Source organism: Paenibacillus sp. B46(2026) (genome assembly GCF_056786355.1).
Map to the genome: position 1 here is coordinate 1,451,145 of NZ_CM165907.1, position 12,187 is coordinate 1,463,331.

The window sequence follows — 12,187 nt, forward strand, 5'->3', positions numbered from 1 at the left end:
AAATGATGCTGGACGTGATTAAAAAGGCGGCGGTGGCCGCTGTAGATGCCAAGTCTCCCGTTCAGATAATGTACGGAAGCGTGACAAACACTCAGCCTCTGGAGATTACCGTTGAACAACGGATGGCATTGGCTGAGCCTTTTCTTGTACTGCCGGAATCCGTAGTGAACAAAGCTTGGACCGTGGGTGACCATGTCTTGTTGTTACGTGTTCAAGGTGGAGACAGCTTTGTCGTGCTGGATCGGCTGGTGAATCCATGATTCCACAGGGTGCGCAGATTAGCGCAGAAGATCAGGAAGAATCTGCTGTGCTTCCAAGTCTTACGTATGTATTTCAAGCTTCGGGACAACGAATTGGAAGGTTGCAATTGGATGGAAAAGATGCGGTAAAACAGGCGGTGTATAAAGCGTTGTCTACACGCCGCTACGAGCATCTAATCTATTCCTCGGATTACGGCATGGAATGGTCCTGGGAAGGAATTGCCGGGAGATCCATGGTTGAATCGGAACTGGAACGCTGGATTCGCGAAGCGTTGCTTCCGGATGATCGTATATCGGATGTAACGGAGTTCGATTTCGTCCACGAGGCCGATGGAGTGCGGGTGTCTTTTACCGTGGAAACAGATTTTGGCAGCTTCAGGCAAGAAACGGAGGTGAACATGGATGTATGAAGAGCAGACGTTTGAAATTATTTTAAATCGAATGCTGGATAGGGTACCAGATGGTGTGGATAAACGTGAAGGCAGCATTGTCTATGATGCGCTTGCGCCAGCGGCTGTGGAAATGGCTCAGATGTATATTGAGTTGGATGTGAACGCCAACCTGAAGTTTGCGGATACAGCCTCTGGAGAGTATCTGGATCGCGCAGTGGCTTGGTCTGGCATTAGTCGAAAAGCGGCCACGAAGGCACGTTGGGTTGGCAGTTTCCGGGATAACGAAGGGAAGCCTGTTGAGGTTCCATTGGAGAGTCGTTTTTCTACGGGGGATCGGGTGTACGTTATTGTGGAGCGCATCGCGGCAGGGCAATATGTGTTGGAGTGTGAAGTCGCGGGAGCGGAAGGTAATGAATATACGGGGGCACTGCTGCCCATCGATTATATTGCCGGCCTGACGACGGCTGAATTAACACAGTTGCTTGTTCCTGGCGAAGACGAGGAAACGGACCAGGCCTTGTACGACCGATATCAGGATAAAGTATCCCGTCCAGTCACGAGTGCCAACAAATATCAGTATGAGTTATGGGCACGGGAAAACTCCGGTGTGGGCAAAGCGAAGGCTTTTCCACTGTGGGATGGTCCAGGTACAGTCAAAGTGGCATTGCTGAATAATGAAATGCAAACACCTGCTGAGGCGGTCATTGAGGCGGTCCAGGAATATATCGATCCAACCCAGGATGGAATGGGCGAAGGTGCTGCTCCTATCGGACCTGTGGTCACAGTAGTAGGAGCGGAAGAGGTACCTATTGATGTGGAGGTACAGGTCACGCTTGCTTCCGGTTCAACGTACGAGGGCGTGAAGACACTGATTGAAACGGGAGTTACGGCGTATCTGAAAGAACTGGCCTTTGCCGATCCGTTGGTTCGTTGGACACGTATTGCCAATGTCATTCTGGATATTCCACCCGTGATCGATTATAGCGATCTGCTGGTGAACGGTGGTATGTCCAATCTGGAGATCGCCCCCGGCGCAGTAGCTGTTCTTGGGACGGTGAAGGTGACATGAGTAAAGCAGAGGTATTAATGACTCTTTTGCCCCCGTTGTATGAAAATGTGCTGGAGATGCAATTGCTCACGCAGACGGAAGGCCGGGAACTGAACAGATTGGTTCAGGGGCTGGATGGAGTGTTGGACCAATTCTACCCGGAGTCTGCGACCTGGGCATTGGAGAGGTATGAGCGGGATTTGCAGATTTCGACGAATCCAGCCAAGCCAGACGACCAGCGTAGATCCGTGATTATTTCCAAAATGCGCGGCAGCGGCAAAGTCTCTGGCTCCATGCTCAAGAACGTGGCGCAGGCGTATGAGAGTGGGGACATTGAGGTATCGGTTGAGCCGAGCGAGTACCGGATTATGATCCGTTTTGTGGATACGTATGGCCTGCCGCCCAATTTGGACGATCTGAAGGCAGCGATTGAAGATATCAAACCGGCACACATGACTGTGGAGTATCGTTTGCGGTATTTGACGATTGCGGAGGTCGAAAGTATGACGTTGGATGAGATTGAACACACTCGACAGGATAAATTTTTAGGAGGTGGAGCATAGATGAATGAACCAAAGACACCGAATTTGGGGTTGAATAAGATTGATCGTTCTTCGCCATCGACCACCTATTTTGATCTGGATAAGTATTTGGATCAGAACTGGGAGAAGGTTGATGAGGGTGTAGGGCAAGTGGAAGAAAAGGCTAAGGAAACAGCATTTAAGGTAAGTGGCATTCAGGAACGTTTGGATGTGGAGAAGAGAAGAACGGTAACGCTGGAGCCAGGATTGCAGATTATTAATGCTGAACGTTCCTCGGCATTTAAATTGGAGGGTTTGAAGGGCCGAACGCTTGTGAATTTGTTGGGGCGTGATGGTGGGTGTGAAGACTTATCTAAGATTGGTGTGCATCAATCGACATTAACTTTAGATAGTACGAACAAAGTACAGGGCTCTAACGGTTTGAAAATAGCGATTAGTACAGGTACATCAGGTATTGGCTTTTTTACTGTATCGCTTAAGGCAGGGAAATCGTATGTAGCAATCGCTGAAGTCAAAAATTTTGATGGGACAAGTATGTTTATTAATCTCCCCGGAGTCGGGGCGGTGGGGAATCCTGTAAAGGATGAATCTAAATTTAACATAACTTGGACCCGTTATACGGCACCAACGGATATAAAGCTAAATATCGACGTGGGGGTTTCAGGTACAGCCGCAGGTCAATACGGTTACGCAGATGCAGTACGTCTCTATGAAGTCAGCACTACCGATTACGCTGCGCTTGCCAGTATGTCACCGGAACAAGTAGGAGCTAAATATCCATATGTCGATAGCATTCAGCCTGTTCGAAATCCTTATGTTATTCGCTACGGAGAGAATTTATTGCCGCCATTTTATGAATGGGAGCACACAGGACACACTTTTCTGGAAACGTCTCCTTATATGGCTAGTGGTGAGTTAGTATCTGGCTCTATTGGAACTGATGCTTATGCCGTCACTTACTTGAGTGTACTAGCAAATCAAGATTACACGATTAGTAACCCGGCAGCAAGTACAGGCAAAATTCGAGTAAGTGTATACGATTCATATACAAGATTACAAGGTATGTTCATCAATCCTGGAGAGACTAAAACCATAAAAACAGTCTCAAAGGCTATAAAAATGGGTGTGAATCTAAGTGGTGTTACGCAATATACAGAAGATTTTGATGTGAATAAATGGACATGGTCTACGGGGAATAAAGCGAGTTTTGCACATCCAATCATGACTCTTGGTAATGTGGTGAGACCGTTTAAAACACGTGAAGATTCTATGTTTGCACTTCAAACGAATTTATATGCAGACCCGGTGACAGGATTGAATGCTGACGAAGTGTTTGAAAAAAATGGACAATGTTACAAGATGACCAAGTGGCGCAAGATAATTTTGAATGAAAGTCTTCGTTACCGACCAATAGCAACATCGTCTGGTTACAAAATAGTTGGCTGTACTCTATCAGAACCAGTAGCAGCTTTTAATAGCTTGGTTGTTACGAAGTACAATGGTAATGTGCTTACTAAAAACGGAAATATGTCTGAATCTGATAATGCCTACTTCAGAATTGCAGATTTATCAGACTTCAATGTATCTATTGCTAATGCAGATAGTGGTTGGGGAGACTCATATACGCCAACATTTGACGATATTAAGGCTTATTTCATGGGTTGGCGGATGCGTAATTGGAATGATTTAATGCCATATAATGGTTCAGGAGAGAAAGCGTGGGGGAGTGTAGTGAGTGGAGGCGCTGCACATTGGACAGCAACACTGCCAACAACAGAGGCGGTAGATTATAAAATCCCATATCAACTCATATACCAGCTTGCAACACCAACTATCGAACCGATCGCGTCAGAGGGGCAATTGACGTTTATTAAGGGAGATAACCAAGTTGAAGTAGGTACAGGAATGATAAGTAGAGAGTGTGTTAAACCTGTATATACTTCAGATGTGCATAAATCATTTAACATTAATAACTATAATTTGTCAGCTAAATTAAATAACCGGGTAAAAAAAATACTGACCGTTTATAAAAATGATGTCAGAGATTACTGGGATATCCTACGATTTAATCCGGAGTCAGAAGTTTATGGATTAGAGTTAGCTTCCTTGCCAGCCTCTCAATATGATTCATCGGCTTATTATACTGTAACATATCAGGCTCAGGGTCCATTTTCACCAATATCGATTAACGGAACGATAGGAGTAAGTGAGAGATCTATTATAGAACAATTTATAAACGATTCTTCCAATATTTCAAGGCAGCTATCCGTATTGGAAAGTAAAAATAACGAAATGGAATTACAGCAGTATGCTGACAAAAACTATCTCAGAAAATCATCTAGCATTAATGAAAATGAGGATCTAAATAGCTTTGTATCTGAAGGAGAGTTTTATTGTCAATTTAGTCTGACTGCTGAAACTCTAAAGAATTGTCCTGTTGGAGTGGCTTTCAGTCTTAAAGTTAGTAAAAATGGAACGCAAAATAAAGAATCAATCCCAGGAGTAACACAAACTTTAATAACATTCCTTCCAGTAGGGTTTACGACATGGCAACGAAATCTTTATGATACTTGGGGAGCTTGGGTCCAGATTCCGTCCAGAGAGGAATTTGAGAGTTTAAAGTCCTCTGTCAGTGATGGGAAATCGGCTATCGCTGCCGCCATTACTGGCAAGGGTGTAGTAGCATCAGGCGGCGATACACTTTCGCAGTTGGCAACAAAGGTGGAGAAGATTAAGCAAGGGTACTATCAAAGCGTGACACCGGTTGTAGGGGGTATCGGGCCTACTTTCCCAACAGAAAATACAGGCATATCCCACACAATTGCCACATTCCCAGCAGGCACGAGTCTAATTTCGGTAATACCTACTAGCGCTAGCTCTGCACGGATAAGATTCTATGCCAATTCTGGATCTGGATCATACTCGCTAATTTTAATCGATGGATCGGGGAACTTCTGGTATCTGGGCCGGCCCACAAACACTCTATCTGGGGTAAGTATATTCAGCATACAAATTTCCAGTGCAGGGGCGTGGGTTATGGATACGTTGGGAGAAGCCAATCCCGAAACAACATCCGCAAAAGTTATCCATTACAGCATTAAACCATGGTTCTTTGATATGGAAACACCAATGACGCTATGCGTGTACTGCTATGGCCATGGTGCTGGTGTCACATCCGCGTACGCTCAAGTGATAAACATGCGGATCACATCCGTGTGAATTTATGGGAGGCAATAGACAGGAATTATGATTCTTAAATAGTCAGGTGGGCGAGGTATGGCTGTATACCATATCCGAAAACCGGATATCGAAGGGCTTATCGAAACGGAAGCGGAAATACCCGTTATCTGCGCTTCGTCTGATTTCTGCGCATAAATCTTGAAACAAATTACATCACCCGACAAACGTTACAAACGGAAATCGACAATCTAAAGAAAAAATGAACAATTATCAGAAGAAAACAATGCCAATCAACTCGTACTCATAGAACTGCACATACTGCTGCTGAGTGTGTTGCCTGATGAGAGTTAAGTTTGCAAGACTGCTCATCCGCTTGGCTGTGGCCCTTGTGAGAGGGGGGAGACTATGTTAGTTGTGTATGTAAAGGCTTGATCAAACTGGAGCAAGTTCCAACAGGCAGCCGCAAGAAGTATCTGAAGCGCTGGAAGCAGAAGAAATGGACAAAAACGGAAATATCGTGTAACAAGCGTTCCCACATCGGAGTGCTATATTTTATGGAGAGGTAAAGGCCATTGTAGGGGCTTTTAACCGCCAAATACCCGTATTCGTCTTTGGCCGGGCAGTTGCTGACATATCAGGATCTGCTTTAGCTGCTGCAACGATGGAAATGACGGGTTCGGCGGTTATGGATATGGCAACCAATGCTAAGGCGATTACATTCGAGAGGTTACGAAACGGGCTATCATGGATGTTAGTTTTGGTACAGTCGCGAAAGATAGCCGATACCATGTTTAAATTTCTGTAATTCACAGGTCAGTTCAAACCAGGTGATCAAATTATCATTGATGCCAACACATTTAAAATCACACAAAACGGTATGAACGCTTCACATTTACTATTTTAGAAGGTGATATTATTAATTGAAATTTAAATCTAAATCTTAGTGAAAACAATTTAACATGGACAGACCCTTGTTCAGGGAATAAACGAACTTGTATTAAGGACTACACGTAATCCACTAATTTTTTTAATTTTGTTTCTAAAACGATTATACGAATCACAAAGGAGGTGAAACCATGGAACGATGGGATACCCTATGGAAATGGGGAATTGCGCTCATGAGCAGCTCTGTAACCTACTTCTTCGGAGGTTGGTCAGGCGTGCTCGGCGTATTGCTCGTGTTCGTCATCCTCGACTACCTAACCGGCATCGCTGCGGCGGGTATGACTGGCAAGTTAGAAAGTAATGTTGGCATGTTCGGCATCGCACGAAAGGTATTTATATTTGCTATGGTATCGGTGGCTCATCTGGTGGACGGTGTTCTGGGAGACGGACATTTGTTCAGGGATGCGGTCGCCTTTTTTTATATCGCGAATGAGCTGTTATCCATTATTGAAAATGGGGGCAAACTGGGAGCACCGATTCCACCTGTGATCCGACAGGCTATTGAAGTACTCAAGGGTAAAGGAGGAGACGGGGGGATTTCCGGTAACTATACTCCTGATTCCAGAGAATCTTTTGTACAGTCAGATCATGAGGACGCTGATCAACAGATTAGAGATGAAACGAAGTAAATGCTCAGCATTCATTCAAAATTGTCCTGTGGCAAGATATAGAGCACTACAGAGTCGAAAGTCTGCACCATTAGCCTACAAGTAGTGAAAGAGACGGAATCGATTCTGAAGAAGCGGAGCGGTCGCCTTTGTCTCTAAATGTTAACCTTTAGATAATAAATCATAAAAATTTGGAGACAACAGCGATCGGAAGAACGATCCGTATCTGGAACGGTCACGTACCGACTTGGTATGTTTTCCCTAAGAGGGTGGATAGATACTCATTGAACTTAGCTTTTATCATCGACAAGGGACACGCACACAAGCGACCTCTGATCCAACCGCATTAATTATATACAAACGGCAATTTGCCGCATAAAGGGTGTGAGAAACATGCAAACGAGAAGTTCGGGCAACACACAGGGCATTGACGTCTCCCGATACCAGGGCAATATTGACTGGGCCAAGGTGAAGGCAAGTGGGATGACATTTGTATTCATTAAGGCAACCGAGGGACAGACATATACCGATCCGAATTATCAGAAAAATGTAACAGGCGCACTGGCGGCGGGCATGCTGGTCGGAACGTATCACTTCTTCCGCGCGACCTCTACCGATGGTGCTAAGGCAGAAGCGGCTCATTATGCCAATACACTTAACAAAGTTGGAGGCGCAAAGGCTTTACAACTGCCACCCGTCATGGACTACGAGAACAACCCCGGCAACCTGAGCAAAGCGCAGATGAATACAGTTGCCAAAGCTTTTTTAACCGAATTACAACGTCTGACAGGTGTAAAACCGATCATATACACAGGCAATTCATTTGCCGGGAATTTTGATACATCACTCAGCTCATACGATCTGTGGATTGCACGTTACAGCAACACCCGTGTACCGGAAGACCAGCCGGCATGGAAGCGTTGGACGTTCTGGCAGTATACGGATTCGGGCAAGGTGAATGGCATTAGTGGCAACGTGGATATGAATGAATTCGAGGGAACAGCGGCACAGCTCAGAGCAAGATACGCAGCAGTAACTCCAAAACCACCGGAGCCATCCAATCCGACGAATCCAAGTAATCCGATTCCACCAACCGAACCACCGAAAGGGGGCGGACCGATGACAGCCGAAGAGAAAGCAGCGTTTGATGCGCTCAAATCCCAGGTCGACAAACTGCAGGCGCGTCAGCAGATGGAAGTTCCAGTATGGGCAAAAGCAGCTGTGGATGCAGCGCTGGCATATGACACCAAAAATCCATTGTTCAGCATCGATAATGGGGCGAGTTATGATTTTTACCGTTTTATTACCGTGATGCATCGCAGAGGTTTGTTTAAAAAGTGAGCTGATTTTTAGCAAATTAAAATGTTGATTTTATCTGAATGTGGATTGAGTGGAGAAGGAACACGAGACGCTTTTTGTCGAACTGTGTTCCTTTTTTGTGTTTTGTGTAAGTAATATTAACGCATATAATAAAGTTGAAGACTTATGTCTGTAAATCTCTTGTCTAATTGATTAATGTGATGTAAAGTAAGTTACACGAAATTGTTTTTCACCACAGTTTATTTACACAATCCTCCTCATCATGACAAAACCATAACATATAAAGTTATTGTAATGTCTCCCTGTTGTAAATCCAGTATCTCAAGATGACTCGTTCATACATTTTACACATCCAATCTGCAAGAGAAAACCACCGTAATAAACAACTTACACATCCAAACAACCTAGCCTATGTTGAGTTTCTTTCATCCGTAATGCAAACGAACGATACCTAATCCGTTCCCATACTCCATGCTCAAGACGACACGCTCAAGGAACAGACTTTATTGCGTAGCCAGCAGCGTAGTATCCATATGCCCATCTGTATTTTCAATCTACTGACTTAAACTTGCTCTTACCGGTCCGTAACCGTTCACTGTTTCTTATTGACCTTAGTTCAAATAAAACGCAACAATCTCATTCAATTTCATAGATTCATCTCACAAGATACGTTGTTGAACCTTTTTCTTTATCTATAAAAGTATTCAACCGATGTCCTCAATCCTGTGCATGATCTGATATTTACCTGTATCCCATACGTATCCCATGTTGTTTTTACATTTCATAGACTACCTTACTTTTCCCAGAACTTTAATTCAGGTATCGCAGGCATCTTAAGCCTTTTATATGATACATAGCACCAAACCGATTGCCAACATTGGAGATCTTTCATGCCAGCATCACACACATTATGAGACAGGGAAGGGTGTTGTACGTATGCGAATGAGAAAAAAATGGATGTCCGGTGTTCTAACGATGGCCTTAAGTACCGTATTGGTGTTGTCCGGTTGCTCCAGTAATGAGAGTGGAGAGACTACGCCTGCTCCGGCGGAAGGAACCGACCCTCCAACCGAAACGGTAGCGCAGGATACGATGATTATGGGGCGTGGTGGGGATTCCGTAGCACTCGACCCGGCGATTGTAACAGATGGGGAGTCGCTGAAGATTGGGCATCAGGTGTTTGATTCGTTGCTGGACTACAAGGAAGGTGAAACGGAGGTTGTTCCTGGACTAGCAGAGAGCTGGGAGATTTCGGCGGATGGGCTCAAGTATGTGTTTAAGCTGAAGTCCGGTGTGAAATTCCATGATGGAACGGACTTCAATGCCGAGGCTGTTGTGTTCAACTTCAACCGCTGGGGTGATCCAGCGAGTGAATATAAATTTGAGGGAGATTCCTTCGATTATTACGATTCCATGTTTGGTCCAGAGGACGGACGTGTGATCAAGGAAGTGAAGGCGACGGACGAGACTACGGTGGAGTTCACATTGAACCAGCCACAAGCACCTTTCCTGCAAAATATTGCGATGACGCCATTTGGCATTGCCAGTCCAACCGCGATTCAGGAGAAAAAAGAAAACTTTAAGAGCGAGCCTGTGGGCACCGGCCCATTTGTATTCAAAGAGTGGAAGCGTAACGACTCCATCACCCTGGAGAAAAACGCGGACTACTGGAAAGAAGGACTGCCAAAGCTGAACAAAGTGATCGTGCGTTCCATTCCGGATAATACCGCTCGCTTTAATGCCCTGCAAAACGGCGAGATTGATGTCATGGAAGACCTGAACCCGGACGATCTGTCCATCCTTGAAGGCAACAGCGAGTTGCAGAAGATCGAGCGTCCACCGTTCAACGTGGCGTATATCGGCTTTAACTTCAAGAAGAAACCATTTGATAATGTTAAAGTCAGACAAGCTCTCAATCATGCGGTGAACAAGCAGGCCCTCATTGATGCGTTCTTTGCGGGACAAGCTGAGCCTGCCGTGAACCCGATGCCGCCAACGCTGTGGGGATACAACGATACTATTGAGGATTACCCATATGATCTGGAAAAAGCAAAAGCTCTACTGGCCGAAGCTGGCTTCCCTGACGGATTGCCTGATCCGGTAACCTTTTATGCGATGCCGGTATCCCGCCCGTATATGCCTGATGGCAAAAAGGTAGCCGAGGCGATCCAGGCCGATTTTGAGAAAATCGGAGTGACCGTCACCATCGAATCACCGGAGTGGGCAACGTATCTCGAAGATACAAAGGCCGGGGAGAAGGACGATATTTACATGCTCGGCTGGACAGGTGACAATGGTGACCCGGATAACTTCCTGTATACACTGCTGGATAAAGATGCCATTCCAAGCAACAACCGCAGTTATTATGTAAACGAAGAATTACACACATTGCTGACGGGTGCACAGAAAGAAACCGATCAGGACAAGCGTGCTGAACTGTACAAACAAGCGCAGGTGATGATCAAGGAAGACGCACCATGGATTCCTCTGGTACACACGACGCCAATTCTGGCGGGTAAAGCCAACCTAAAAGGTTTCGTCCCTTCTCCACTGGGCACCGAATCCTATGCCGGTACTTATTTCGAGTAAGCTGTAAACTGAACTTATCAATTTCAGGATAACTGCGATCTGAAGATGGCACTACAGTTCGGAGTGATTACGTTTTAATTCTTAAGCGCTGGTGAGACGCAATGCTTGGCTGAACCCACATTCGGACGTAACTATCCAAAGCATGCGTGTCTGCCGGCGCTTTTTATTTTTGCACGATATGTCGAAGGCAGGTGAACAGGATTGAACAGCTATATTGTCAAACGTGTGCTTGTGTTGCTGCCCGTGCTGCTGGGCATGACCATAATTGTCTTTTCCATCATCCACGCCATTCCCGGTGACCCGGCTGAGACCATACTTGGGCAAAAGGCAACCGAACAATCCAAGCAGGCCCTTCGTGACCAGCTTGGACTGGATAAACCTTGGTTCCAGCAATATTTCGCCTACTTGGGTGATTTACTCAAAGGAGACCTCGGAACATCCATCCGCACCAAGGTGCCTATTGCCCAGGAAATTGTGCCTTATCTGACAGCAACCCTTGAATTAACGATGGCAAGTATGTTGTTTGCTGTCATTATTGGAGTGAATGCCGGGATTGTCAGTGCATGGAAGCACAACTCCTGGTTTGATTATTGCTGTATGGTCATTGCTTTGGTGGGTGTATCCATGCCAATCTTCTGGCTCGGTCTGATGGAACAATGGCTGTTCGCGAACAAGTTACAGTGGCTGCCATCCATTGGGCGCATGAATGCACGTGATCCGGTGGAAGCCATTACGGGCTTGTATGTGCTGGATACGATGATTGCCGGACAATGGAATCAGTTGTGGACAGTAACAAAACATTTGTTGCTCCCAAGTATTGCACTGGGCACGATTCCGATGGCCGTTATTGCCCGGATGACCCGTTCCAGCATGCTGGAAGTGATGAGTTCGGATTACATTCGTACAGCGAAGGCGAAGGGACTGGGTCCGTTTTTTGTCGTATATGGACACGCGCTTAAAAATGCATTTATTCCCGTGCTCACGGTTATCGGCATCCAGACCGGATCGTTGCTCGGGGGTGCGGTGTTGACCGAAACGATCTTTGCCTGGCCGGGCGTGGGACGTTATATATATGAAGCGATTAGTTCACGGGACTATCCCGTGATCCAGAGTGGCATTCTGATCGTGGCGTTCTTTTTCGTGGTGATTAACCTGATTGTGGATCTGCTCTACGCCGTGTTTGATCCTCGTATTAGTTATAAATAGGAACTCCATAAAGAACCAATCTGTAGAAGCGAGGTTAAAAGCTTTCTGGAAGAAAGCTACACCGGAAGCATAGGTTGTGCATGTATCACCATATTTT

9 protein-coding genes are annotated in these 12,187 nt (G+C 45.6%); all 9 read left to right on the forward strand.

The window, feature by feature from the left end; translation table 11 throughout:
• The first annotated feature begins 2 nt into the window (after nucleotides 1-2).
• Nucleotides 3-260, forward strand: a complete 258-nt coding sequence (locus AC1S8V_RS06485; protein WP_482072929.1) for a DUF2577 family protein — start codon at nucleotides 3-5, stop codon at nucleotides 258-260.
• Nucleotides 257-670, forward strand: a complete 414-nt coding sequence (locus AC1S8V_RS06490) for a DUF2634 domain-containing protein (RefSeq protein WP_482072930.1) — start codon at nucleotides 257-259, stop codon at nucleotides 668-670. Before AC1S8V_RS06485 ends, AC1S8V_RS06490 begins: the two co-directional genes overlap by 4 nt.
• On the forward strand, nucleotides 663-1,721 hold the full coding sequence (locus tag AC1S8V_RS06495) for a baseplate J/gp47 family protein (RefSeq protein WP_482072931.1): 1,059 nt from the start codon (nucleotides 663-665) through the stop codon (nucleotides 1,719-1,721). The genes AC1S8V_RS06490 and AC1S8V_RS06495 overlap by 8 nt, the downstream gene beginning before the upstream one ends.
• Nucleotides 1,718-2,263 carry a putative phage tail protein gene (locus AC1S8V_RS06500; RefSeq protein WP_482072932.1) on the forward strand — a complete coding sequence of 182 codons (546 nt, stop codon included), beginning with the start codon at nucleotides 1,718-1,720 and terminating at the stop codon, nucleotides 2,261-2,263. Before AC1S8V_RS06495 ends, AC1S8V_RS06500 begins: the two co-directional genes overlap by 4 nt.
• A complete protein-coding gene (locus tag AC1S8V_RS06505; RefSeq protein WP_482072933.1) occupies nucleotides 2,264-5,461 on the forward strand; it encodes a pyocin knob domain-containing protein in 3,198 nt (1,065 codons plus the stop codon).
• 1,037 nt (nucleotides 5,462-6,498) lie between these two features.
• Entirely contained in the window at nucleotides 6,499-6,996 is a 498-nt protein-coding gene (locus AC1S8V_RS06510) for a phage holin family protein (protein WP_482072934.1), read from the forward strand.
• A gap of 372 nt (nucleotides 6,997-7,368) precedes the next feature.
• Nucleotides 7,369-8,316: a glycoside hydrolase family 25 protein gene (locus AC1S8V_RS06515; protein ID WP_482072935.1), complete on the forward strand. Its 948-nt coding sequence runs from the start codon at nucleotides 7,369-7,371 to the stop codon at nucleotides 8,314-8,316.
• A 921-nt stretch (nucleotides 8,317-9,237) separates the two neighbouring features.
• On the forward strand, nucleotides 9,238-10,884 hold the full coding sequence (locus AC1S8V_RS06520; protein ID WP_482072936.1) for an ABC transporter substrate-binding protein: 1,647 nt from the start codon (nucleotides 9,238-9,240) through the stop codon (nucleotides 10,882-10,884).
• Nucleotides 10,885-11,085: 201 nt separating this feature from the next.
• Nucleotides 11,086-12,090: an ABC transporter permease gene (locus AC1S8V_RS06525; protein ID WP_482072937.1), complete on the forward strand. Its 1,005-nt coding sequence runs from the start codon at nucleotides 11,086-11,088 to the stop codon at nucleotides 12,088-12,090.
• Nucleotides 12,091-12,187: the final 97 nt, after the last annotated feature.

Coding starts and splice junctions, on each gene's coding strand:
- AC1S8V_RS06485 (WP_482072929.1), top strand. CDS start 3: ATGATGCTGGACGTGATTAAAAAGGCGGCGGTGGCCGCTGTAGATGCC.
- AC1S8V_RS06490 (WP_482072930.1), top strand. CDS start 257: ATGATTCCACAGGGTGCGCAGATTAGCGCAGAAGATCAGGAAGAATCT.
- AC1S8V_RS06495 (WP_482072931.1), top strand. CDS start 663: ATGTATGAAGAGCAGACGTTTGAAATTATTTTAAATCGAATGCTGGAT.
- AC1S8V_RS06500 (WP_482072932.1), top strand. CDS start 1,718: ATGAGTAAAGCAGAGGTATTAATGACTCTTTTGCCCCCGTTGTATGAA.
- AC1S8V_RS06505 (WP_482072933.1), top strand. CDS start 2,264: ATGAATGAACCAAAGACACCGAATTTGGGGTTGAATAAGATTGATCGT.
- AC1S8V_RS06510 (WP_482072934.1), top strand. CDS start 6,499: ATGGAACGATGGGATACCCTATGGAAATGGGGAATTGCGCTCATGAGC.
- AC1S8V_RS06515 (WP_482072935.1), top strand. CDS start 7,369: ATGCAAACGAGAAGTTCGGGCAACACACAGGGCATTGACGTCTCCCGA.
- AC1S8V_RS06520 (WP_482072936.1), top strand. CDS start 9,238: ATGAGAAAAAAATGGATGTCCGGTGTTCTAACGATGGCCTTAAGTACC.